Origin of the sequence: Curtobacterium phoenicis, from assembly GCF_047238015.1 — a bacterium.
GTDB lineage: Bacteria > Actinomycetota > Actinomycetes > Actinomycetales > Microbacteriaceae > Curtobacterium.
This window is the reverse complement of record NZ_JBDFLZ010000002.1, coordinates 319,161-341,909: the sequence shown is the minus strand read 5'-3', so window position 1 is coordinate 341,909 and position 22,749 is coordinate 319,161. Positions and strand designations below refer to the sequence as shown.

At 69.1% G+C, this 22,749-nt stretch carries 19 protein-coding genes and 3 tRNA genes; 10 read left to right on the top strand and 12 right to left on the bottom strand.

Annotated features, from left to right (window positions below; genetic code table 11):
• Nucleotides 1-85 precede the first annotated feature (85 nt).
• From ABC270_RS01760 to ABC270_RS01750, 3 genes are read right to left on the bottom strand one after another with little or no spacing between them, the layout of a single operon-like run.
• Nucleotides 86-1,036: a carbohydrate ABC transporter permease gene (locus ABC270_RS01760; protein ID WP_412879207.1), complete on the bottom strand. Its 951-nt coding sequence runs from the start codon at nt 1,034-1,036 to the stop codon at nt 86-88.
• Nucleotides 1,033-1,947, bottom strand: a complete 915-nt coding sequence (locus ABC270_RS01755; protein ID WP_412879206.1) for a carbohydrate ABC transporter permease — start codon at nt 1,945-1,947, stop codon at nt 1,033-1,035. Before ABC270_RS01755 ends, ABC270_RS01760 begins: the two co-directional genes overlap by 4 nt.
• Nucleotides 1,944-3,977 carry a beta-galactosidase gene (locus tag ABC270_RS01750; RefSeq protein WP_412879205.1) on the bottom strand — a complete coding sequence of 678 codons (2,034 nt, stop codon included), beginning with the start codon at nt 3,975-3,977 and terminating at the stop codon, nt 1,944-1,946. The genes ABC270_RS01755 and ABC270_RS01750 overlap by 4 nt, the downstream gene beginning before the upstream one ends.
• A gap of 214 nt (nt 3,978-4,191) precedes the next feature.
• On the opposite strand from ABC270_RS01750, the gene ABC270_RS01745 reads away from it, so the two are divergent.
• Nucleotides 4,192-5,214, top strand: coding sequence for a LacI family DNA-binding transcriptional regulator (locus ABC270_RS01745; protein ID WP_412879204.1), 1,023 nt, complete (start codon nt 4,192-4,194; stop codon nt 5,212-5,214).
• Between the two features lie 12 nt (nt 5,215-5,226).
• Here the strand turns inward: ABC270_RS01745 and ABC270_RS01740 are convergent, their stop codons facing one another.
• Nucleotides 5,227-5,904: an NUDIX domain-containing protein gene (locus ABC270_RS01740; RefSeq protein WP_412879203.1), complete on the bottom strand. Its 678-nt coding sequence runs from the start codon at nt 5,902-5,904 to the stop codon at nt 5,227-5,229.
• A 167-nt stretch (nt 5,905-6,071) separates the two neighbouring features.
• Nucleotides 6,072-6,155, bottom strand: a tRNA-Leu gene (locus ABC270_RS01735).
• A gap of 86 nt (nt 6,156-6,241) precedes the next feature.
• On the opposite strand from ABC270_RS01735, the gene ABC270_RS01730 reads away from it, so the two are divergent.
• From ABC270_RS01730 to pknB, 7 genes are all read left to right on the top strand, one after another.
• Nucleotides 6,242-6,922: an FHA domain-containing protein gene (locus ABC270_RS01730; RefSeq protein ID WP_412879202.1), complete on the top strand. Its 681-nt coding sequence runs from the start codon at nt 6,242-6,244 to the stop codon at nt 6,920-6,922.
• Nucleotides 6,919-7,467: an FHA domain-containing protein FhaB/FipA gene (locus tag ABC270_RS01725; protein WP_412879201.1), complete on the top strand. Its 549-nt coding sequence runs from the start codon at nt 6,919-6,921 to the stop codon at nt 7,465-7,467. Before ABC270_RS01730 ends, ABC270_RS01725 begins: the two co-directional genes overlap by 4 nt.
• A gap of 6 nt (nt 7,468-7,473) precedes the next feature.
• On the top strand, nt 7,474-8,820 hold the full coding sequence (locus tag ABC270_RS01720) for a Stp1/IreP family PP2C-type Ser/Thr phosphatase (RefSeq protein ID WP_412879200.1): 1,347 nt from the start codon (nt 7,474-7,476) through the stop codon (nt 8,818-8,820).
• A complete protein-coding gene (locus ABC270_RS01715) occupies nt 8,817-10,253 on the top strand; it encodes an FtsW/RodA/SpoVE family cell cycle protein (RefSeq protein ID WP_412879199.1) in 1,437 nt (478 codons plus the stop codon). The genes ABC270_RS01720 and ABC270_RS01715 overlap by 4 nt, the downstream gene beginning before the upstream one ends.
• Nucleotides 10,250-11,707 carry a peptidoglycan D,D-transpeptidase FtsI family protein gene (locus ABC270_RS01710; protein ID WP_412879198.1) on the top strand — a complete coding sequence of 486 codons (1,458 nt, stop codon included), beginning with the start codon at nt 10,250-10,252 and terminating at the stop codon, nt 11,705-11,707. Before ABC270_RS01715 ends, ABC270_RS01710 begins: the two co-directional genes overlap by 4 nt.
• Nucleotides 11,704-13,464 (top strand): protein kinase domain-containing protein, encoded by a 1,761-nt coding sequence (locus ABC270_RS01705; protein ID WP_412879197.1) that lies wholly within the window; start codon nt 11,704-11,706, stop codon nt 13,462-13,464. The genes ABC270_RS01710 and ABC270_RS01705 overlap by 4 nt, the downstream gene beginning before the upstream one ends.
• A 115-nt stretch (nt 13,465-13,579) precedes the next feature.
• Complete coding sequence (pknB, locus tag ABC270_RS01700; protein WP_412879196.1) at nt 13,580-15,415, top strand: Stk1 family PASTA domain-containing Ser/Thr kinase; 1,836 nt, start codon at nt 13,580-13,582, stop codon at nt 15,413-15,415.
• 281 nt (nt 15,416-15,696) lie between these two features.
• On the opposite strand, the gene ABC270_RS01695 is transcribed toward pknB, so the two are convergent.
• On the bottom strand, nt 15,697-16,341 hold the full coding sequence (locus ABC270_RS01695) for an anthranilate synthase component II (protein WP_412879195.1): 645 nt from the start codon (nt 16,339-16,341) through the stop codon (nt 15,697-15,699).
• Between the two features lie 81 nt (nt 16,342-16,422).
• Between ABC270_RS01695 and ABC270_RS01690 the strand changes: the two genes are divergently transcribed.
• Nucleotides 16,423-16,677 (top strand): cell division protein CrgA, encoded by a 255-nt coding sequence (locus ABC270_RS01690; protein ID WP_412879194.1) that lies wholly within the window; start codon nt 16,423-16,425, stop codon nt 16,675-16,677.
• Between the two features lie 335 nt (nt 16,678-17,012).
• Here the strand turns inward: ABC270_RS01690 and ABC270_RS01685 are convergent, their stop codons facing one another.
• On the bottom strand, nt 17,013-17,723 hold the full coding sequence (locus ABC270_RS01685) for a rhomboid family intramembrane serine protease (protein WP_412879193.1): 711 nt from the start codon (nt 17,721-17,723) through the stop codon (nt 17,013-17,015).
• A 146-nt stretch (nt 17,724-17,869) separates the two neighbouring features.
• Complete coding sequence (locus ABC270_RS01680; protein WP_412879192.1) at nt 17,870-18,409, bottom strand: peptidylprolyl isomerase; 540 nt, start codon at nt 18,407-18,409, stop codon at nt 17,870-17,872.
• Nucleotides 18,410-18,525: 116 nt separating this feature from the next.
• Between ABC270_RS01680 and ABC270_RS01675 the strand changes: the two genes are divergently transcribed.
• Nucleotides 18,526-19,095, top strand: a complete 570-nt coding sequence (locus tag ABC270_RS01675; RefSeq protein WP_412879191.1) for a hypothetical protein — start codon at nt 18,526-18,528, stop codon at nt 19,093-19,095.
• 330 nt (nt 19,096-19,425) lie between these two features.
• Here the strand turns inward: ABC270_RS01675 and ABC270_RS01670 are convergent.
• The 4 genes from ABC270_RS01670 to gyrA all read right to left on the bottom strand — a co-directional run bounded on the left by ABC270_RS01670 (nt 19,426) and on the right by gyrA (nt 22,714).
• Nucleotides 19,426-19,498: transfer RNA gene (locus ABC270_RS01670), tRNA-Ala, on the bottom strand.
• 32 nt (nt 19,499-19,530) lie between these two features.
• Nucleotides 19,531-19,607: transfer RNA gene (locus ABC270_RS01665), tRNA-Ile, on the bottom strand.
• 76 nt (nt 19,608-19,683) lie between these two features.
• Nucleotides 19,684-20,091 carry a DUF3566 domain-containing protein gene (locus ABC270_RS01660; protein WP_022904049.1) on the bottom strand — a complete coding sequence of 136 codons (408 nt, stop codon included), beginning with the start codon at nt 20,089-20,091 and terminating at the stop codon, nt 19,684-19,686.
• On the bottom strand, nt 20,084-22,714 hold the full coding sequence (gene gyrA / locus ABC270_RS01655; protein WP_412879190.1) for a DNA gyrase subunit A: 2,631 nt from the start codon (nt 22,712-22,714) through the stop codon (nt 20,084-20,086). Before gyrA ends, ABC270_RS01660 begins: the two co-directional genes overlap by 8 nt.
• Nucleotides 22,715-22,749 lie beyond the last annotated feature (35 nt).

Genomic DNA, 22,749 nt, shown 5'->3' with positions numbered 1-22,749 from the left:
ATGTGGGTGGAGGGTCGGTGGTGCTGGTGGAGGCCGACGCGGCTGCGGCTGGGGGGACACCGCCGCGACGGGGTCGGGGTCGCTGCTACTTGAGACCGCCGGCTCCGAGGCCGGACCGCCAGAAGCGCTGGAGGGAGAGGAACGCGACGAGCAGCGGGATGACCGAGACGAACGACCCGATGAGCACGAGGGTCCGGAGGTCCGGGTACTGGTTCACGCTGGAGTTCCACGTGTAGAGGCCGAGGGTGACGGGGAACAGCGACGAGTCGCGGAGCATCACGAGCGGCAGGAAGAAGTTGTTCCAGATCGCGACGAACTGGAACAGGAAGATCGTCACGAGCGCGGGCGACATGAGCCGCACCGCCACGGTGAAGAAGGTGCGGACCTCACCGGAGCCGTCGATGCGGGCAGCCTCGATGATCTCGTCCGGCACACTCGACGCCGCGAACAGGCGCGACAGGTACACGCCGAACGGGCTGACGATGCTCGGCAGGAACACCGACCAGAACGTGTCGGTCAGGTCCACCTGGCTGAAGATGAGGAACAGCGGCAGGGCCAGTGCGGTCGCCGGGACGAGCACCCCGCCGAGGAACACGTTGAAGAGGACCTTGCGGCCGCGGAACCGGTACTTCGCGAGCGCGTAGCCGCACATCGCGGAGAGCACGGTGCCGAGGAGCCCGGCGACGCCTGCGTAGGCGATGCTGTTGAGCATCCACCGGACGTAGACGCCGTCCTGGTACGTGAACAGCCGGCCGAGGTTGCCGACGAAGTCCTGCACGGACGAGGCGCTGAACCACAGCGAGAACGTCGTGTTGAAGTTCGCGGTCGTCTTGGTCGACGACACCAGCAGCCAGAAGATCGGCAGCAGGAAGTAGACGGTGAAGACGCCCATGACGAGCATCGCCGCGCCACGCGAGATGACGCTCTCGCGCGGTCCCCGCGCTCCGCGCTGGTGCGGCCGGGAGGCACGGTTCGGTTCGAGCGGACGGCCAGCGTCCGCCACGAGGTCGCGTCGGGAGGGTGCGTTGACGGTCACTGGGCGGCCTTCCGCTGGGTCAGTCGGAGGAACCCGATCGACAGGACGAACGTGGCGACGGCGAGGACGACCGAGAACGCCGCCGCGAGGTTGAAGTTCGGTACCGAGGAGGTCGAGTAGACGAGCATGTTCGGCGTGAAGGTCGACGAGATCGTCGAGGTGAACTGCCGGAACACGGTCGGCTCGGTCAGGAGCTGCAGGGTGCCGATGATCGAGAACACCGCGGTGAGGACGATCGCGGGGATCACCATCGGGATCTTGATCGACCAGGCGATCCGGAACTGGGACGCGCCGTCGAGCTTCGCGGCCTCGTAGATCTCGGTCGGGATCGCGAGGAGCGACGAGTAGATGATCAGCATGTTGTAGCCGACGTAGACCCACGTGACGACGTTCGCGACGGCCCAGAGGACGGTGCCGGACCCGAGCAGGTCGACCTTCGACGTGACGGCGGAGAACGGCGAGAGGTCCGGCGCGTAGAGGTAGCCCCACATGATCGCCGCGATGACCCCGGGGACGGCGTACGGCGCGAAGAACGCCAGGCGGAAGAACCGCTTGCCGCGCAGGAGCGGGGAGTCGAGCAGGAGCGCGAAGACCAGGGCGAGGGCGAGCATCACGGGCACCTGCACGACGCCGAACAGCAGCACGCGGAGGATCGAGCCCCAGAACTCGCTGTTCTGGAAGACGAGCACGTACTGGCTGAGGCCGCCGAACACCTGCGTCGGGGCGCCGAACGTCCCCTGGCGCTCGATCTTCAGCAGTGACTGCCACACCGCGTAGAGGATCGGGACGAGGTAGAACGCGGCGAAGAGCACGGCGAACGGCGTGACGAAGACCGCGATCGCGCGGCGGTACCGGAAGCCCCCGCCGCGTCGACGTCGGGCGACCCGGGGTCGCTGGGCTGTGGTGGTCATGAACGCTTCCTGTCCGTGCGGATGATCTGGGTACCACCGGGGGCGATGGTCGTGGTGCCGGCCACGGCGCGGTCGGCGACGAGCTCGTGGCCCGCCTCGTGGTGCTCGACCGCCCGGTCGGAGTGGTTGAGCAGGAACACCCACTCGTGCTGGTCGTCACGGCGACGGACGACCTCGAGGCCCGGCTGGGCGGCGGGGTCCGGTGTCACGCCGGCCTCGTCGAGCACCCGGCGGAGCAGGTCGGCCCGTGCGGCGTCCTCGAGGACGGTCGACACGTACCAGGCGCTGCCGGCACCGTGCGCGTTCCGGGTGACCGCGGGCGAGCCGTCGAGCGGACCCTCGGCGTAGTGCGTGACGGCCTCGGCGCCGCGGAGCTCCACCGGTTCGGACCAGGTGTGTGCGCGGGTGCCGTCGGAAAGCGCGAGGGTCTGGTCGGCGGCGAGCGGGAGGAACTCGTCGACCCGGACGCCGAGCAGGTCGCGGAAGGCTCCCGGGTAGCCGCCGGTGCGGACCCGGTCGCGCTCGTCGACGATGCCGCTGAAGAAGGTGACGACCGCGCTGCCACCGCCGGCGACGTGGTCGGCGATCACCGCGGCGTGCTCGTCGCGGACGAGGTACAGCTCGGGCACGACGACCACGGCGTAGCCGTCGAGCGGTGCACCGGGGGCGACGACGTCGACCGTCACGCCGAGGTCCCACAGCGCGCCGTGGAACGCGTGGACCTGCTCCAGGTACCGCAGCGCGGTGGTGGGGTGCGCCTCCAGGTCGGCCGCCCACTGGTTCTCCCAGCTGAAGACGAGGGCGACGTCAGCGGCGACGCGGGAGCCGCGGAGCTCGCCGAGGCGCTCGACGAGTGCGCCGAGGTCGACGACGTCGCGCCAGGTGCGGGACTCCGTGCCGGCGTGGGGCAGGAGCGCGGAGTGGAACTTCTCGCTGCCCTGCACCGACGCGCGCCACTGGAAGAAGCAGACCCCGTCGGCGCCGCGGGCGATGTGCGCAGCGGTGTTCCGGAGCATCTCGCCGGGGGCCTTCGCGACGTTGTGCGGCTGCCAGTTCACGGCACCCGTCGAGTGCTCCATGAGCAGCCACGGGGCGCCACCGGCGAGCCCACGGGTCGTGTCGGCGGCGAAGGCGAGCTCGACGTGCGGCCGGGGCAGGCGGTGGTCGAGGTAGTGGTCGTTCGCGATGACGTCCATGTCACCGGTCCACGTCCAGTAGTCCATCGCGGTGATGTGCGCGGCGACCATGAAGTTCGTGGTGACGGGCTTGTCGCTGAGCCCGCGGAGGACCTCGGCCTCGGCACGGTGGTGCGCGAGCAGTTCGTCGGAGGAGAACCGGTCGAAGTCGAGGGTCTGGCCGGGGTTGGTGAAGGAGAGCGTGGCGCGCGGCGGCAGGACCTGCTCCCACGCGGAGTAGCGCTGGCTCCAGAACGCGGTGCCCCAGGCTGCGTTGAGCTCCTCGACCGTGCCGTAGCGGGCCCGCAGCCAGGTCCGGAAGGCCTCCGCCGAGACGTCGCAGTAGCAGTGCGCGTTGTGGCAGCCGAGTTCGTTCGAGACGTGCCACAGCTCGACGGCCGGGTGGTCGCCGTAGCGCTCGGCGGTGGCACGGACGAGCGCGAGCGCGTGCTCACGGTAGACCGGGCTGCTCGGGCAGAACGCCTGGCGTCCTCCGGGCCAGCGGGTGGTGCCGTCGGCGACGACCGGCAGGACCTCGGGGTGCGCGGTGGTCAGCCACGGCGGGGTCGACGCGGTGCCGGTGCCGAGATCGACCCCGATGCCGGCGTCGTGCAGCAGCTCGATGACGCGGTCGAGAGCGGTGAAGTCGTACTCCCCCTGCCGCGGCTCGACGTGCGACCACCCGAAGACGTTGATCGCGACGAGGTTCACGCCGGCCTCGCGCATGAGCCGGACGTCCTCGACCCAGACCTCCGGGTCCCACTGCTCGGGGTTGTAGTCGCAGCCGAACGCCAGGCCGGTCGAGCCGAGCCCGAGCGCACCGGTGGCGACGGTCGGCTGGGTGGTGGTGGTCACGGGCGTCCTCGCTGGTCGGGGCGGCCCTGCCGTCCGGTCGCGTACGACCCCTTCGACGGCGAAGGCCACCCAGGATTCTGGGAGCGCTCCCAGTCAGCTGCGGACGAACGGGTCCGTGTCGTTCTGGGAGCGCTCCCAGAGTGAACACCAGCACGCAGCGGATGTCAACACGGCACCGGCACGGAGCGCGGCGGACGGTCGGTACGCTTGCCGCATGTCCGACGTCCGTGCCGCCCGTTCCCGCGCCACGATCCAGGACGTCGCGGACGAAGCCGGCCTCTCGCGCGGCACCGTCTCCCGGGTCCTCAACGACGAGCCGTACGTCTCCCCGAAGGCCCGCGAGGCCGTGCAGGAAGCGGTTCGTCGCGTCGGCTACGTCCGCAGCGCCGCAGCGCGCAGCCTCGTCACCCGTCGCTCCGGAGCGGTCGCACTCATCGTCCACGAGCCCTCGGTCCAGGTGCTCGACGACCCCAACATCGGCAACATCCTCATCGGCACGAACACGGTGCTGTCCGAAGCCGACCAGCAGCTCGTGACAATCATGGTCGACTCCGCCCGCGACAACGAGCGCGTGGTCGAGTACCTCCGCGGGGGCTTCGTCGACGGAGCGATCGTGCTCTCCGCCCGCGACGGCGACGCCGTGACCCGGGCCGTCGAGGAGATCGGCCTGCCGGCGTGCTTCGTCGGCCATCCGTCGGACGCGCCGAACACCTCGTACATCGCGATCGACAACCGTGCCGCCGCGTTCGAGATCACGAGTCGGCTCGTCGAGACCGGACGGCAGCGGATCGGGATGCTCGCGTCCGGACTCGACCGCGACTCGGGGCAGGACCGCCTCGCCGGCTTCGAGGCCGCACTCGGCGACCGCTTCGACCCCGCCCTCGTCGCCCCGAACCCGCTCTTCAGCTACACGGCCGGTGTCGAGGGCATGCGCGAGCTGCTCGTCCGGGCGCCGGACATCGACGGGGTCTTCGCGGCGTCGGACGCCGTCGCCGCGGGGGCGATGGACGTCCTGCAGCGCGCCGGACGCTCGGTGCCCGGCGACGTCGGCGTGGTCGGGTTCGACGACAGTGCGTGGGCGCTCCGCTGTGACCCGCCGCTCTCGACCGTGCGGCAGCCGGCGAAGACCCTCGGCGAGCACGCGGCGCGACAGGTGCTCGAACAGATCGCCGGGACCGACGACGGCCCGCACGGACTCATCCTGCCGACCGAGGTGGTCTGGCGCGCGAGCGCCTGACCAGCGGCCCGGTCAGTCGCGGGCGCCCCGGTGCAGGGCGGTCCACTGCAGCAGCATGATCGTCTTGCCGTCCGCGATCCGCCCGTCGTCCACCATCGCGAGCGCCTCGGCGAGCGGCAGCTCGAGCACCTCGATGTCCTCGCCCTCGTCCTCGAGGCCACCGCCGGCGTCCACCCGGTCGCGCGGCGAGTACTCGCCGACGTAGCCGTGCACCCGCTCGGTGACCGACCCCGGACTCATGAACGCGTCGAACACCTCCGTCAGCCGGCCGAGTCGGATGCCGAGCTCCTCCGCTGCCTCGCGACGCACGGCGGTCTCGGGGTCGTCCTCGTCGAGCAGTCCCGCCGCGGCCTCGACGAGCATGCCGTCGGGGTGACCGTTGACGTACGCCGGCCAGCGGAACTGCCGGGTGAGCAGCACCGTGTCCCGCTCCGGGTCGTGCGGCAGCACCGTGGCGCCGTTCCCCCGGTCGTACGTCTCGCGCTGCTGCCGGTCCCACCGGCCGTCGCGGCGCCGGACGTCGAGGGTCGTCCGTCGGAGCACGTGCCAGCCGTTCGACACGACCTCGACGTCGCGGACGACCACGTCCGGGTTGCGGTCGAGGTCGCGGCCGACCTTGTCGAGACCCGTTCGTCCCCGGTCGTCCGGGATCGTCTGGCCCGGCCGCGCGTCCGTCGTCGGTGTGTCCACGTCGTCACGGTAGCGCGGCCGTCGGCGCCGGCAGTGCGCCGCGGTCGACGCGACCGACGAGGCGGGGCCGAGCCGTGCCTCCCGGCCGGGTGACGGGCGGCGCCGGGCGGACGCGGGCGGAACGGAAGAGGCCCCCGGATTCCTCCGGGGGCCTGTTCCTTGCTCGGTGCGCGAGGGGGGACTTGAACCCCCACGCCGTTTCCAGCACACGGACCTGAACCGTGCGCGTCTACCAATTCCGCCACTCGCGCCAGCCCCAGAACACTACCATGCACAGACGGTGCCAGGAGCCAACCACTACCATGCAGAGGTCCCTGACCGAGAACACTGGAGACCCATGGGCCTGTTGGACAGCTTCGAGCGAGGGTTGGAGCGTGCCGTGAACGGCGCGTTCGCCAAGACCTTCCGCTCCGGCGTGCAGCCCGTCGAGATCTCGAGCGCTCTCCGGCGCGAGCTCGACACGAAGGCCGCGGTCGTCTCGCGCGAGCGCATCCTCGTCCCGAACGAGTTCACCGTCCGGCTCGCCCCGCCCGACTGCACGCGCATGACGGACATCGGGCAGCCACTCATCGACGAACTGCGCCAGATGGTGCAGCAGCACGCGGTGGCGCAAAACTACTCGTTCTCCGGGCCCGTGTCGATCACCCTCAAGCAGGACGGCACCCTGTCCACCGGGATCCTGCAGATCGACTCCTCGACCGTCCAGCGCGACGTCGCCTGGGTCGCGGTCCTCGACATCGGTTCCCAGCGGCACAAGCTGCACCGCGGGCGCACCGTGATCGGACGCGGCTCCGACGCCGACATCACCGTGGCGGACACCGGCACGAGCCGGAAGCACGTCGAGGTGATCTGGGACGGCAAGCACGCCCAGGCCAACGACCTCGGGTCGACGAACGGCTCGAAGCTGAACGGCGAGCGCTTCCAGCAGGCGATCGTGGAGCCGGACTCCACCATCGAGATCGGACGTACCCGTATGGTGTTCCGGGTGATCCCGGAGAACGACGGAGGTGCTCGATGACCACGGGGCTGACCCTGCTCGTCCTGCGCTTCGCGTTCCTCGCGGTGCTCTGGCTGTTCGTGTTCGTGATCGTCTTCGCCCTGCGGAGCGACCTGTTCGGGCAGCGCGTCCGGACCATCCCCACCGACCCGAAGGCCGGGCCGTCCGGACCGACGACCCCGTCGATCCCGACCACCGCGACGACCGCGCCCGCCTCGGCCGGAGCGTTCACGGAGCTCATCGACCAGCGCGGCGGCACCGCGTCGAACACCGCCGTCGCCACCAGGCTCGTCATCACCGAGGGGTCGCGCGAGGGCATGGAGATGCCCCTCGGCGGCGGTCCGATCACCATCGGACGCTCGAGCGAGTCGAACGTCGTCATCCGTGACGACTACACGTCCACCAACCACGCCCGACTCGATCTGCGTGCCGAGGGCTGGGTCGTCACCGACCTCGAGTCCACCAACGGCACGTTCGTCAACGGTCAGAAGGTGACCTCCCCGGTGCTCGTCGCCGAGGGGACGCCCATCACGATCGGGACGACGACGTTCGAGCTGCGGCGGTAGGCGCGGATGACGGCACGGACGCTGAGCGCCGCTGTGTCCCACGTGGGGCGCATCCGCGCGAACAACCAGGACTCCGGCTACGCCGGGGCGCACCTGTTCGCGGTGGCGGACGGCATGGGTGGCCACGCCGGCGGTGACGTCGCATCGGCGATCGCGATCCGCCGCATCCGCGAGGTCGACCGTGAGTTCCCGTCGGCCCACGACGCCGAGTTCGCCCTGCAGTCGGCGCTCATCGCGGCGAACCAGCTCATCACCGAGACGGTCTTCGAGCACCAGGAGCTCACCGGCATGGGCACCACGGTGTCCGCGCTCATCCGGGTCGGCGACCAGATCGCGATCGCGCACATCGGCGACTCCCGCATCTACCGGTTCCGCGACGGCGAGCTCCAGCAGATCACGTCCGACCACACGTTCGTGCAGCGCCTCGTCGACAGCGGGCGCATCACCCCGGAAGAAGCGGCGGTCCACCCGCGGCGCTCGGTGCTCATGCGCGTGCTCGGCGACGTCGACGCGGCGCCCGAGGTCGACACCGCGGTCATGGACATCCAACCGGGCGACCGGTGGCTGCTCTGCTCCGACGGCCTGTCCTCCTACCTGGCGGAAGAGCGGATCCGGCACGCGCTCGCGTCGAACATGGACGCGAACCAGGCCACCCAGCGCCTGGTCAAGGAGACGCTGGACCACGGCGCCCCGGACAACGTGACCGTCGTCGTGATGGACGTCACGGACGCCGACGTCGTCGACGAGGACGACGCCGCCACGACGGTCGGCTCCGCGGCAGCGCCGCTGACGTTCGAGGCGTCGACCGGCCGCAAGCCGATCCGCCTCCCCACCATCCTGCTGCACCCGCTCAAGGTCACCACGGCCCCGGAGGACTCCCACTTCGAACCCGAGTCGGACCAGTTCTTCGCCGAACTCATCGCGGAGGACCGCCGTCGCCGCGTCCGGCGGCGCGTCGCGTGGAGCATCGCGCTCGTCGTCGCGATCGCGGCCCTCGTCGGCGCCGTGTTCCTCGGGTGGCGCATCACGCAGGACCACTACTACGTCGGCTCCGACCGCGGGACGGTGGCGATCTACAAGGGCGTCCAGCAGTCGATCGGACCGATCGCGCTCTCGGACGTCTACGAGGACACCGACATCAGCGTGAGCGGGCTGCCCGAGTACACGCGGGAGAACGTCCGGTCGACCATCAACGCGCAGTCGCTGTCCGACGCCCGCGACATCGTCGACCGACTGCGGAAGGCCGCCGAGACCGGGCAGGACCAGGCGGGGACGGGCGGTTCGTCGCCGTCGGCGTCGCCGTCCGCGACCGGTTCGCCGTCGCCGTCACCCACCCCCGGGAAGAAGCGATGAGCAACGCGACCGCCCAGTCCTTCACGCAGGCGATCACGATCAAGCTGCGCGAACCGGCGCGGGCCCGGAACCTCGAGCTCGTGCTGCTGGTCATCGCGTGCGGCATCTGCGCGGGCGCGATGGTGCTCGTGCAGCTCGGCACGAAGGGGCGGCTCTTCGACACGTCCGTGCTCTGGATCGGCGCCACCATCCTCGGTCTCGCGTTGATCATGCACGTCGTGCTGCGGATCGTCGCGAAGAACGCCGACCCGTTCATCCTGCCGGTGGCCCTCGCACTCAACGGCATCGGCATCGCGGAGATCTACCGCATCGACGTCCACAACGGCCTGACGGGCTGGGCGGCGATCGGCGTCAAGCAGATCGTCTGGACGATCCTGGCGATGGCCGTGGCGATCATCGTGCTCTTCGTGGTCCGCAACCACCGGTTCCTGCAGCGCTACCGCTACATCTTCATGCTGCTGACCATCGTGCTGCTGCTCCTGCCGATGCTGCCCGTGATCGGGTACGCACCCGGCGGGGCGCGCGTGTGGATCCGCCTCGGGCCGTTCTCGTTCCAGCCCGGCGAGCTCGCGAAGATCACGATGGCGCTCTTCTTCGCGGGCTACCTCGTCACGGCGCGCGACTCACTGTCGATCGTCGGCCGCAAGGTCCTCGGCATGACCCTCCCGCGAGCGCGCGACCTGGGCCCGATCCTCATCATCTGGGCTGCGGCGATGAGCGTCCTCGTCTTCCAGCGCGACCTCGGCACCGCGCTGCTCTACTTCGGGCTGTTCCTCGTGATGATCTACGTCGCCACCGCGCGGCTCAGCTGGGTGCTCATCGGGCTCGTGCTGTTCGTCGGCGGTGCGCTCGTGGCGCAGTCCGTCCTCGTGTACGTGCACGGCCGGTTCGAACAGTGGCTCAACCCCTTCGACAACGCGATCTACAACGCCGACACCCAGGCCAGTTACCAGCTCGTCCAGGGCCTGTTCGGCTTCGCGAACGGTGGCATCACCGGAACCGGACTCGGGCAGGGACGCCCGTACATCACCCCGGTCGCCAACGCCGACTACATCATCGCGTCCCTCGGTGAGGAACTCGGGCTCATCGGCGTCTTCGCGATCCTGGCCCTGTTCATCATCTTCGCCTCGCGTGGCATCCGCGTCGGGTTCATGGCGCAGGACGACTTCGGCAAGCTCCTCGGCGTCGGGTTCGGCTTCACCATCGCCCTGCAGGTGTTCGTCGTCGTCGGCGGGATCACGCGGGTGATCCCCGTGACGGGCCTCACGACGCCGTTCATGGCCGCCGGCGGTTCATCGCTGATCGCGAACTGGATCATCGCGGCGATGCTGCTGCGGCTGACCGACTCGATCCCGGCCGAACAGCGCGTGCAGCAGGGGTCGATCCCGGCTGCTCGCGGACGAGGGGCGACCAGGAAGGAGCGTGCCCGGTGAACCGACAACTCCGCGGTGTCTCCACCGTCATCGTGCTGATGTTCGTCGCGCTCTTCGTGTCGACGACGTCGATCCAGTTCTTCTCGGCGGAACAGCTCCGGGCAGATCCCCGCAACTCCCGGACGATCCTCGCGAGCTACTCCACGAAGCGCGGCGCCATCCTCGTCGACGGCAGCCCGATCGCGGAGTCCTCGCCGTCGAACGACCAGTACCAGTACCAGCGGAAGTACACCAACGGCGACCTGTACTCGGCCGTCACCGGGTACTTCACGATCGGGCAGGGCAACGCCGGCATCGAGAGCGCCGAGAACGGCGTGCTCTCCGGCAACTCGGACGCCTCCTTCTTCCAGAACCTCAACGCGATCCTCACCGGCCAGGACGTCCAGGGGGACAACGTCAACCTGACGATCGACCCGGACGTGCAGAAGGCCGCGTACGACGCCCTGGGTTCGAACACCGGGGCCGTGGTGGCGATCCAGCCGAAGACCGGCAAGATCCTGGCGATGGTGTCGAAGGAGTCGTACGACCCGAACGTCCTGACCTCGCACGACACCGCTGAGGTCGTCGCCGAGTACAAGGCACTCGAGCAGGCGGCCGGACAGCCGCTCAAGAACCGCGCCATCGCCGGTGACCTGTACACGCCCGGTTCGGTCTTCAAGCTCATCGTCGCGTCGGCGGCGCTCGAGGGCGGCAAGTACACGCTCGACTCGACGTTCCCGAACCCGTCGCGGCTGCAGCTCCCCGGGACGAGCACGTACATCAACAACGCCGAGGGTGGCAGCTGCGGCGGTGGCGACAAGGTCAAGCTCCGCACCGCGATCCAGTACTCCTGCAACATCCCCTTCGCGGAGCTCGGGCAGAAGCTCGGGTACGACGCGATCAAGAGCATGGCGGACAAGTACGGGTTCGGCGACCAGATCGAGGTCCCGATGAAGGCCACCGCGAGCCAGTACCCCGACGTCAGCGACGACACCGCCCAGCTCATGCTCAGCGCGTTCGGGCAGGCGAGCGTCCGAGTGACCCCGTTGCAGATGGCGATGGTGTCGGCGGGCATCGCGAACGGCGGTACGGTGATGCAGCCGACGCTGATCGACTCGATCACGACGAGTGACCTCAAGACGGTCGAGTCGTTCTCCCCGAAGGAATTCAGCAGCCCGCTGTCCTCGTCGGAGGCCGGTGACCTCACCGAGGCGATGCAGAGCGTCGTCAACGCGGGGACCGGGACGAACGCCAAGATCCCCGGGGTGGACGTCGCGGGCAAGACCGGGACCGCCGAGGGCGGGACCGGCGACCCCTACACGCTCTGGTTCACGGGCTTCGCTCCGGCGAAGGACCCGGAGGTCGCCGTCGCCGTCGTCGTCGGCAACGGCGGCGGTCTCGGGCAGTCCGGGGTCGGCAACACGGTCGCGGCCCCGGTCGCGAAGAAGGTCATGGAGGCGGTGCTGAACAAATGAGACCCACCAGCGGGCTCACCTTCGGTGGGCGGTACCAGCTCTCGTCCCGCGTCGCGATCGGCGGCATGGGTGAGGTGTGGCAGGCGACCGACCTGGTCATCGGCCGCACCGTCGCGCTCAAGATCCTCAAGGACGAGTACCTGGGCGACCCCGGGTTCCTCGAGCGCTTCCGCGCCGAGGCCCGGCACGCGGCGCTCGTCAACCACGAGGGCATCGCGAACGTCTTCGACTACGGCGAGGAAGACGGCAGCGCGTACCTCGTGATGGAGCTCGTCCCGGGCGAGGCCCTCTCCACCATGATCGAGCGGGAGCACACGCTCCCGGTCGACAAGGTGCTCGACATCGTCGCCCAGACCGCGAACGCCCTGCAGGCCGCGCACGCGGTCGGCCTGGTGCACCGGGACATCAAGCCCGGGAACCTGCTCATCACGCCCGACGGTCGCGTCAAGATCACCGACTTCGGCATCGCACGCATCGCCGACCAGGTCCCGCTGACCGCGACCGGCCAGGTGATGGGGACGGTGCAGTACCTCTCGCCGGAGCAGGCGAGCGGTCACCCCGCGTCGCCGTCGACGGACATCTACTCGCTCGGCATCGTGGCGTACGAGTGCCTCGCGGGCCGCCGCCCCTTCACGGGCGAGTCGCAGGTCGCGATCGCGATGGCCCACATCAACGAGCAGCCCCCGGCCCTGCCGGCGGACGTGCCGGAGCCGGTCTCCGCGCTCGTGATGTCCTGCATCGCCAAGAAGCCAGCTGACCGTCCGGCGACCGCCGCGAACCTGGCCCGCGCGGCGCAGGCGCTCCGGCGCGGTGACGTGGCCGCGGCGACGGTCGCCGTCCCGATGCTCGCCGACGCCGGCACCGTCGCGTTCAACCCGCCGCAGCGGCAGGGTGACGACGCGGCGACCGCGCTCCTCGGCACCCAGGCGGGTGCAGCGGTCGGTGGTCCCCGGACCCCGCCGTCGCCCACCGCGCAGGACGAGGAACCGAAGAAGAAGCGCGCCTGGATCTGGTGGCTCGTCGGCATCGTCGTCCTGCTCGCGATCGGTGGTGTGATCGCGGCGGTGGCCCTGAACGGCAACGCGGAGCCGCAGACGCCCGCGTCGACCAGCTCCGCCCCGCGGCCGTCGCAGACCCGGAGCACCCCGACGCCCACGCCGACCCAGGTGCAACGGATCGACATCGACTCGTCGGACTACGTCGGCCGTTCCACGAGCGAGGTCGAGGCGGAGCTGCGGAACCTCGGACTGGTCCCGAACGTCGTGGACGGCGACGCCGCGACCGGGTCCAACCAGGCGAACACGGTGCAGTCGCTCGACCCGACCGGCAGCCTGACCGCCGGCACGACCGTCACGATTCGCCAGTACACGACGCCTCCGAGCGTGGAGAAGCCCGCGACCCCGTCGGCCAGCGACGTCTCCGACACCGGCGCGGTCACCTTCAGTTGGCCCGAGGCGACCTGCCCGACCGGGTACACGGTGTCGACCTACACGTGGAACGCCACCGGGGGCAAGGACTCCTCGGGCGCCACGTCCGGGACGATCTCCTCGACCGCCGTGAACATCCAGGCCGACGCTGCTGACGAGCCCGTCACGTTCAAGTACTCGGTCACCTGTGGTGCCGGCGGCAACAACCTCGCCAAGTCGCCCGGCTCCGACGCCGCCACGGCGACCTGGACGGTCGGTGACACGACGGACCCGGGCGACGGCACCGATCCGAGCGACGGCACGAACCCGAGCCAGGGCGCGCAGGACTGACCCCCGGACGGGGGCTCGACACCGTTCCGTAACGGTTCGGTCCGAGCGCCCGTCACCAGCGTCCCACCAGGTCGTCCTGCCGTACACTTGGCCGGACGAACAGACGGAGGAGTACGTGCCAGAAGGTGTGACCGCGGGGATCACGCTCCTCGCCGACCGCTACGAGATCGGTGACGTCATCGGTCGTGGTGGCATGGCCACGGTGCACCTGGGCAACGACACCCGGCTCGGGCGCAAGGTGGCCGTCAAGCTGTTGAAGCCCAGCCTCGCCAACGACCCGGCGTTCCGGACGCGCTTCCGGCAGGAAGCCCAGTCGGCCGCCCGGATGGCCCACCCGACGATCGTGCGCGTGTACGACGCCGGCGAGGAGACCGTCACGGAGACCTCCGGCGCCGAGGTCCAGGTGCCCTACATCGTCATGGAGCACGTCGAGGGACGCCCGCTCTCCGACATCATCGCCGACGGCCCGGTCGCACCGGCCGAGGCCGTCCGCATCACCGAGGGCATCCTCACCGCGCTCGAGTACTCGCACCGCGCCGGCGTCGTCCACCGCGACATCAAGCCGGCGAACATCATGGTCACGCACTCCGGCCAGGTGAAGGTGATGGACTTCGGCATCGCCCGCGCCATCACGGACACCTCCGCCACGGTCGCGCAGACCACCTCGATCCTCGGCACGGCGTCGTACTTCTCGCCGGAGCAGGCGCGCGGCGAGACCGTCGACGCCCGCACCGACCTCTACTCGACCGGCGTGGTCCTCTTCGAGATGCTCACCGGACGTCCGCCGTTCATCGGCGACAGCCCGGTCGCCGTGGCGTACCAGCACGTGAGCGAGCAGCCTGCCGCTCCGTCCACGATCGCGACGTCGGTCTCCCCGGCGCTCGATGCGGTGACCCTCCACGCACTCGTCAAGGACCGCACCCGCCGGTTCCAGAGCGCGGCGGAGTTCCGGACGGACCTGCAGCAGGCGGCCGCGGGTCAGGTCCCCTCCTCGACGCGCAAGCTCCAGCAGCAGCACGCGAACGACGCGTCGACGATGCTGTTCGGGGTCAACCCGCGCACCACGTCGAACCCCGCGGTGGCGTTCCGCGAACTCGACGACGACACTGCCGAGCACCGTCCGCAGCGCACGCAGAACCGGCCCCCGGTGGCGTGGATCTGGGTCGGCATCGTCCTCATCGTCGCGATCATCGCCGCGACGGTCTTCTTCGTCGCCAACCTGCAGCCCGGCAAGGCTCCGGTGTCGTCCTCGGTCACGGTGCCGAACGTCGTCGGGGCCACGTGGGACTCGGCGGCGTCGCGGCTGAAGAAGGACGATCTCGTCCCGGTGAAGGTGCCCGAGGCCTCGGACGACGTCGACAGCGGCTCCGTCATCCGGACCGAACCGGGATCGGGCAACACGGTCGCCCGCAAGTACAAGGTGAACGTGGTGGTGTCGACCGGTCCGGCCAAGGTCACCGTCCCGAACCTCGCCAACCAGACGCAGGACGCCGCACAACAGGCGCTCCAGGCAGCCGGGCTCGAGGTCGGGGCGGTCAGCTCCGACTACTCGTCGACCGTCCCGGAGGGCACCGTCCTGAGCAGCGACCCGAGCAGTGGTGCGACCGCCACGAAGGGCACGGTCGTGAACCTCACGGTGTCGAACGGCAAGGTGCAGCTGCCGGACGTCACGAACCAGCAGTTCACCGCCGCGAACCAGACCCTGCAGAACCTCGGCCTCACCGTCGGGCAGAACCCCTCGTACTCCTGCACCGGTGGCCTCGTGACCCAGCAGGACCAGCCCGCCGGTGACATCGCACAGGGCAGCACCGTCACGCTGACCTACTGCGCCGGCTCGGCGCAGCCGCAGCAGACCGAGCAGCCGTCACCCGGCGACTCCTCGGGCGGCAAGGGCAACGACGGCAAGGGCAACGACGGCAAGGGCAACGGCGGCCAGGGCAACAACGGCTGACGTCGAAGCGGCCAGGAGGCCCGTGTCGGGCCCCGAGAACACGGCGCGCTGGCGCCTCGTCGCTCCCACAGAGACATGAGTCTCCAGGGGCGGTCGAGGTTCCGGTTCTGCAGCGACGATCGCGGCGTCGGCGGTACTGCCGTCCGTCCGGAGCAGGGCGTTCTCCGGGCGCTCGGCCCGGAAGCGCGCGAGCGCGCCGTCCTGGAGCGCACGCCGGTCCGCGGACGTGCCCTGGGGTCCGGAGCGCGCACCGGCCGGAGCGGCGGACCGCGCCGGGAACGTCAGGGGCGGTGCGCGGCGATGAGCGGGTTGAGGTCCGCGGCGCGCTCGGCTGCGCCGTCCAGGCCGGTCGTCTGGAGCCAGTTGCCCACCATCCGGTACCCGCCCTCGGTGAGGACGGACTCGGGGTGGAACTGCACGCCGTACACGGGGTGATCCCGGTGCTCGACGCCCATGATCACCCCGCCACCCGTTCGAGCAGTGACGACGAGCTCGTCGGGAACGGTGCCGTCGACGATCGCCAGGGAGTGGTACCGCGTCGCGGTGAACGGATGCGGGACGCCCGCGAAGAGCGTGCTGTCGTCGTGGTCGACCTGCGACGTCTTGCCGTGCATCAACTCGTCGGCGTGGGTCACCGTCGCGCCGAGGGCCTCGGCGATGGCCTGGTGACCGAGGCACACGCCCAGCAGCGGCTTGTCCGCAGCGATCGCAGCGCGGACGGTGGGGATCGAGACGCCGGCGTCCGCGGGGGTTCCGGGGCCAGGGGAGAGGAGCACGCCGTCGTAGTCGGCGATGCGCTCGGCGATCTCGTCCTCGGAGAACGAGTCGTTGCGGACGACGTCCGTCTCGGCGCCCAGCTGCTGGACGTACCCGTTCAGCGTGTAGACGAAGCTGTCGTAGTTGTCGACGACGAGGATCTTGGTCATGAGCGGTTCACCGTACTCCTGGGGGATGTGCACAGTCGGAACGAGCCCCTGCACACCTGTGTTGACGGTAGGATACCGGCCATGGCCAAGGACAAGGACCGCACCAAGCCCGCCCGGAAGACCCGAGCCGACTCGGTCGACACCGCGGGGGACAGCCCGAACCCCGTGTGGTTCAAGCCGGTCATGTTCGGCTTCATGCTCCTCGGACTCGCCTGGGTCATCGTCTTCTACGTGTCGCAGGGATCGCTGCCGGTCCCGTCGCTGGACTCGTGGAACATCCTCATCGGCTTCGGGATCATGTTCATCGGCTTCCTCATGACCACACGGTGGCGCTGACCGCACCCCAGATCCCTCGACGCCCGTCGTACCGCTCGGTACGACAGGCGTCGTCGTTTGTCCACAAGCTGCAGATCGACGCTCACGCCAGTGGGCGATTTCTCCACCGACGAAGCGCAGCTGTCCACACTTTCCACACCACTCTCCACACAATCGTCCCCGAGTTATCCACATGCGCATCCACAGTGGGGATAATCACACGCGTGTAACTCACCGATCTGTCCACAGTTGTGGAGAACTTGGGCACCATGCTGTGGAATGCGACGCGCCCGCCGTGGACGACGAACGCCCCGCCGCACAGAGCGACGGGGCGTTCAGAGGACTGGCCGCGCGTCCTACCCGAGGAGTGCCGCGTAGCCGAGGCCGATCCCCGTGAGCAGCACGACGGCCTCACCCACGAGCAGGCCGATCTGCAGCCCACGCTGCCGAACGTTGCGCGTCTTGGAGAACACGAACCCGGTGATGAACCCGAGCACGATCCCACCGACGTGTGCCTGCCACGAGATGTTCGTCCCCGGGAGGAAACCGACGATGAGGTTCAGCCCCATGATGACGAGCAGCTGCACCGCGTTGTACCCGAGGCTCCGCTGGATCACGAAGAAGGCGGCGAACAGCCCGAAGATCGCTCCGGACGCACCGACGACCGGCGTCAGCGGGCTGAGGAGCGTGACCGCGAGGTCACCGCCCAGTCCGGCCAGGAAGAAGAGCGCCACGAAGCGCCACGTCCCGAGCATGTTCTCGAGCATCCGTCCGAAGATCCACACCGCCCACATGTTGAAGAGGATGTGGAGGAACGACGAGTGCACGAAGAGCCCGGTGACGATCCGCCAGGGCTGGCTCCCGAGGAGCCGGGTGTCGTACGCCAGGTAGAGGTTCACGTACCCGCCGGCGACCTGGTTCAACAGCCAGAGCGCCACGGACACGATGACGATGACGAGCGTCGCCTTCTGGTCGAGCATCGCGAACCGACGCCGGGCGACCGTCAGGCCACTCGGAGCGCCGGACGCCCGACGGTTCGCCTGGAACTGCGCCCGCTGCTCACGCACACACTCGGGGCAGTGCACACCGACCGCCGCCGGGGTCTGGCACTCGGGGCAGATCGTCCGGCCGCACCGTTGGCAGAGCACGAAGCTCTGCCGATCAGGGTGCCGGTAGCAGGTGTTCGGGTTGGACGCGGGGTCGGTCAACGGGTTCAGACGTCCTCGACGTCGATGCTCTCGATGACGACGTCCTCGAGCGGCTTGTCCCGGCCATCGGTCGCCACGCCCTCGATCGCGTCGACGACCTTGCGCGACTCGTCGTCCGCGACCTCACCGAAGATGGTGTGCTTGCCCTGCAGCCACGGCGTCGCCACGGTGGTGATGAAGAACTGCGAACCGTTCGTGCCGCGGCCGCCCTGGATGCCGGCGTTGGCCATCGCGAAGATGTAGGGGTTCTGGAAGGTGAGCTCCGGGTGGATCTCGTCGTCGAACCGGTAGCCCGGGCCGCCGATGCCCTGACCGAGCGGGTCACCGCCCTGGATCATGAAGTCCTTGATGATGCGGTGGAAGATGACGCCGTCGTAGAGCTTGTCGGTCGAGACCTTGCCCGTGCCCGGGTGGGTCCACTCCTGCTTGCCCGTCGCGAGGTCGACGAAGTTCTTGACGGTCTTGGGGGCGTGGTTGCCGAACAGGTTGACGCGGATGTCGCCCTTGTTGGTGTGGATCGTTGCGACAGCGGTGTGCAGAGACATGTTCCGATTCTCGCATGTACTGCTGACGTACAGACGGTACGCACAGGCAAGCCTCCGTGACCTGTCAGGCGGCGCGGTGGCAGGATGGGGTCACGCCGATCCTGTGGAGGTACCAGATGACGATCGAGATCCCGCGCAAGCGCAGGAAGCAGATCAAGAAGCTCAAGGGCAAGACCGCCTCACTCCTGGGTGAGCAGCGCAAGGTCCTCGAGCACGCGAACGCGATCCTGGCCGAGGCCCGCTCGAACGCCGCCGACGCCGCGCGCAAGGACATCGCACCTCGTGTGCAGAACGCCATCGACAACGGGATCCGTCCCGCAGTCGCCACGGGCGTGCACGCCACGAAGAGCGCTGCCCAGACCGCTTCGCACCGCTTCCAGACCGAGGTCGTGCCCGGCCTCGTCGCGACCGCCGGCTCCGTGATGAGCGTCAAGGACCTCGCGAGCGACCCGCGGGTCAAGAAGATCGTCAAGGAGGCCCAGAAGAAGGGCAAGAAGGCGAAGAAGACCGCGGAGAAGTACGCGCCGCACAAGAAGAAGGGCCTCGGCTTCGGGGGCGTCGCGCTGATCGTCGTCGGTGTCGTGGCCGTCGCCGGTGCCGCCTACGCCGCCTACCAGACGCTCCGCGCCGACGACGACCTGTGGGTCGCCGACGACGCCGACACGGCGGAGAAGCCCGCCGCCTGACCTCCTCGGTTCGTACGAAGGCCCCCGGCTCGTGCCGGGGGCCTTCGTCGTCCGCGGGTCCCCGGTCCTCACGATGCCGATGTTCGATGGGCTCCGCCGAGGTTCCACGACATGCCGGTCACGTTCGCTGAGGTTCCGAGGACGGCCACGAATCGGGCCGAGATGCCGTAATTTCGGCATCAAGAACGAGCACCATCGGCCGGGCGGTGCGGTGCACGTCGAACCGGAGACATCAGCTCGGTGACGACGCGCCGCAGGGGCGGCGGCGCGGGTCGGCACAGAACGAAGCCCCTGGGAAGCGACGGAGTCGCGACCAGGGGCTTCCGCGAGTGGAGCCTAGGAGAATCGAACTCCTGACATCCTGCTTGCAAAGCAGGCGCTCTACCAACTGAGCTAAGGCCCCGGGAGGTCCAGCGTACTGGACCGGGAGGGAGATGGTGGGGCTACAAGGACTTGAACCTTGGACCTCTTCGTTATCAGCGAAGCGCTCTAACCGCCTGAGCTATAGCCCCTCAGACCAGAAGAGAGCCTACCGTACCGATCTCGCAGAACGAAATCGAGCCGTCGGCCTCATCCGGCCCGGGTGTGTCAGTTGTTCGTGAACCCGACGAGCAGTCCGCCGGTGATCCGGACACTGAGGTTGTAGAGGACGCTCACGATCGCGCCGAGCACGGTGCCGACGACGACGTTGAGGATCCCCACGACGATCGAGAACCCGAGCACCTGGCCCAGCGAGAACTGGTCCATGATCGAGTAGTTGTTCTGGCCGGTGACGTCCTTCAGCAGGGCATCCACCTGGGTGAACACGCCCGTCTGGTTCAGGATGACCCAGACCAACGCCGTTGCCACGACGATCACGATCGATCCGGCGAGGGCGATGAGGAAACTGAGCTTCACCATCGACCAGAAGTCGACGTACACCAGACGCAGGCGGACCTGCCGGGTGCCGACGGGCCGCTTCGCCTTCTTCTGGAGCTTCTCGGCGACACTACTCATTGCTTGACTGGTCCTCTCCGGCCTCGCGGTCGGCGGGCTGGTCGTCGGCTGCTTCGGTCGGGCTGACCGTCTCCACCGGGCCCGCGGGCTCGATCTCGGCGTCGTCCTGGTCGTCCAGGTTCCGCTCACTGTTCCGGGCCACTGCGATGATGCGGTCGTTGTCCGCGAACCTCGCGAAGACGACGCCCATCGTGTCGCGGCCCTTGGCGGGCACCTCGGCCACGGCAGACCTTACCACCTTGCCCGATTGCAGCACGACGAGCACTTCGTCGTCCTCACCGACGATGAGAGCCCCCACAAGGTCGCCTCGGTCGGCGGCCAGCTTGGCCACCTTGATGCCGAGACCACCGCGGCCCTGCACGCGGTACTGGTCGACGGAGGTGCGCTTCGCGTACCCACCCTCGGTCATCACCCAGACGTACCCGTCGTCCGACACGACCCTCGCCGCGAGCAGCGAGTCGTCGTCGCGGAAGGACATGCCCTTCACACCCGAGGTCGACCGCCCCATCGGACGCAGTGCGTCGTTCGAGGCGGTGAAGCGCAGCGACATGCCGTGCTTCGACACGAGGAGCAGGTCGTCGGTCTCGTCGACGAGCAGCGCCTGGACGAGGGTGTCCCCGTCGCGGAGGTTGATCGCGATGATGCCGCCGCTGCGGTTCGTGTCGTACTCGGTGAGCGCGGTCTTCTTGACGAGTCCGTGCGCCGTGGCGAGCACGAGGTACTGGGCGGCCTCGTAGTCACGGATGTCGAGCACCTGCTGGATCTGCTCGTCGGGCTGCATGGCGAGCAGGTTCGCGACGTGTTGGCCCTTGGCGTCGCGGCCGCCCTCCTGGAGCTCGTACGCCTTGGCGCGGTAGACCCGGCCCTGGTCGGTCAGGAACAGCAGCCAGTGGTGCGTCGTGGTGACGAAGAAGTGCTCGACGATGTCGTCGGCGCGGAGCTGGGCGCCCTTCACGCCGCGTCCGCCGCGGTGCTGCGACCGGTAGTTGTCGCTGCGCGTGCGCTTGACGTAGCCGCCGCGGGTGATGGTGACGACCATCTCCTCTTCGGGGATGAGGTCTTCCATCGACATGTCGCCGTCGAACCCGAGCATGATCTCGCTGCGACGGTCGTCCCCGAAGCGCGCGACGATCTCGTCGAGCTCCTCGATGACGATGGCGCGCTGCCGCTCCGGCTTGACGAGGATGTCGTTGAAGTCGGCGATCTTGCGCTCGAGCTCCTCGGCCTCGTCGTGGATCTTCTGACGCTCGAGGGCGGCGAGGCGACGGAGCTGGAGCTCGAGGATCGCCCGGGCCTGGATCTCGTCGACGTCGAGCAGCTCCATCAGGCCCGATCGGGCCTCTTCGGCGTCGGGCGAGCGACGGATGAGCGCGATGACCTCGTCGAGGGCGTCGAGCGCCTTGAGGTAGCCGCGGAGGATGTGCGCGCGCTTCTCGGCCTCGCGGAGCCGGTACTGGGTCCGGCGGACGATGACGTCGATCTGGTGGTCGACCCAGGCGGAGATGAACCCGTCGAGCGCGAGGGTGCGGGGCACGCCGTCGACGATCGCGAGCATGTTCGCGCCGAAGTTCTCCTGCAGCTGCGTGTGCTTGTAGAGGTTGTTGAGGACGACCTTCGCCACCGCGTCGCGCTTGAGCACGATGACGAGGCGCTGACCGGTGCGGCCGGACGTCTCGTCGCGGATGTCGGCGATGCCGGCGAGCTTGCCGTCCTTCACGCCCTCGGCGATCTTGATCGCGAGGTTGTCCGGGTTCACCTGGTACGGCAGCTCCGTGACGACGAGGCACGTGCGGCCCTGGATCTCCTCGACGTTCACGACGGCGCGCATCGTGATCGAGCCACGACCGGTCCGGTAGGCGTCCTGGATGCCCTTCGTACCGAGGATCTGGGCGCCGGTCGGGAAGTCGGGTCCCTTGATCCGCTGCATGAGCGCGGTCAGGAGCTCCTCACGCGTCGCCTCGGGGTTCTCGAGCGCCCACTTCGCGCCGTCCGCGACCTCGCGGAGGTTGTGCGGCGGGATGTTCGTCGCCATGCCGACCGCGATGCCGACCGAGCCGTTGACGAGCAGGTTCGGGAACCGCGACGGCAGGATCGCGGGCTCCTGGGTCCGGCCGTCGTAGTTGTCCTGGAAGTCGACGGTCTCTTCCTCGATGTCCCGCACCATCTCGAGCGCGAGCGGGGCCATCTTGGTCTCGGTGTACCGCGGAGCCGCGGCGCCGTCGTTGCCGGCGGAGCCGAAGTTGCCCTGACCGAGCGCGAGCGGGTACCGGAGCGACCACGGCTGCACGAGGCGGACCAGCGCGTCGTAGATCGCCGAGTCGCCGTGCGGGTGGAACTGGCCCATGACGTCGCCGACGACACGGGAGCACTTCGAGAACGCGCGGTCCGGGCGGTAGCCGCCGTCGTACATCGCGTAGATCACGCGGCGGTGCACCGGCTTCAGTCCGTCACGGACCTCCGGCAGGGCGCGACCGACGATGACCGACATCGCGTAGTCGAGGTACGACCGCTGCATCTCGAGCTGCAGGTCGACCTGCGAGATGCGGTCGCCGGAGACGACGATGTCCCCGCTGTCGCCGTGCACGACCTCGGGCTCGTCGTGGTTCTCGTTCTCGTCAGCCATGTGGCCTGGTCACCTTTCTGCACTGCCTGGAGGCA

What these genes read in the sequence shown, in the direction of transcription:
- ABC270_RS01715 (WP_412879199.1), top strand. Translation starts at nt 8,817, where the DNA reads ATGAGCAACGCGACCGCCCAGTCCTTCACGCAGGCGATCACGATCAAG.
- ABC270_RS01660 (WP_022904049.1), bottom strand. Translation starts at nt 20,091, where the DNA reads ATGAGTAGTGTCGCCGAGAAGCTCCAGAAGAAGGCGAAGCGGCCCGTC.
- ABC270_RS01705 (WP_412879197.1), top strand. Translation starts at nt 11,704, where the DNA reads ATGAGACCCACCAGCGGGCTCACCTTCGGTGGGCGGTACCAGCTCTCG.
- ABC270_RS01675 (WP_412879191.1), top strand. Translation starts at nt 18,526, where the DNA reads ATGACGATCGAGATCCCGCGCAAGCGCAGGAAGCAGATCAAGAAGCTC.
- ABC270_RS01680 (WP_412879192.1), bottom strand. Translation starts at nt 18,409, where the DNA reads ATGTCTCTGCACACCGCTGTCGCAACGATCCACACCAACAAGGGCGAC.
- ABC270_RS01725 (WP_412879201.1), top strand. Translation starts at nt 6,919, where the DNA reads ATGACCACGGGGCTGACCCTGCTCGTCCTGCGCTTCGCGTTCCTCGCG.
- ABC270_RS01755 (WP_412879206.1), bottom strand. Translation starts at nt 1,947, where the DNA reads ATGACCACCACAGCCCAGCGACCCCGGGTCGCCCGACGTCGACGCGGC.
- ABC270_RS01720 (WP_412879200.1), top strand. Translation starts at nt 7,474, where the DNA reads ATGACGGCACGGACGCTGAGCGCCGCTGTGTCCCACGTGGGGCGCATC.
- ABC270_RS01690 (WP_412879194.1), top strand. Translation starts at nt 16,423, where the DNA reads ATGGCCAAGGACAAGGACCGCACCAAGCCCGCCCGGAAGACCCGAGCC.
- gyrA (WP_412879190.1), bottom strand. Translation starts at nt 22,714, where the DNA reads ATGGCTGACGAGAACGAGAACCACGACGAGCCCGAGGTCGTGCACGGC.
- ABC270_RS01695 (WP_412879195.1), bottom strand. Translation starts at nt 16,341, where the DNA reads ATGACCAAGATCCTCGTCGTCGACAACTACGACAGCTTCGTCTACACG.
- ABC270_RS01730 (WP_412879202.1), top strand. Translation starts at nt 6,242, where the DNA reads ATGGGCCTGTTGGACAGCTTCGAGCGAGGGTTGGAGCGTGCCGTGAAC.
- ABC270_RS01745 (WP_412879204.1), top strand. Translation starts at nt 4,192, where the DNA reads ATGTCCGACGTCCGTGCCGCCCGTTCCCGCGCCACGATCCAGGACGTC.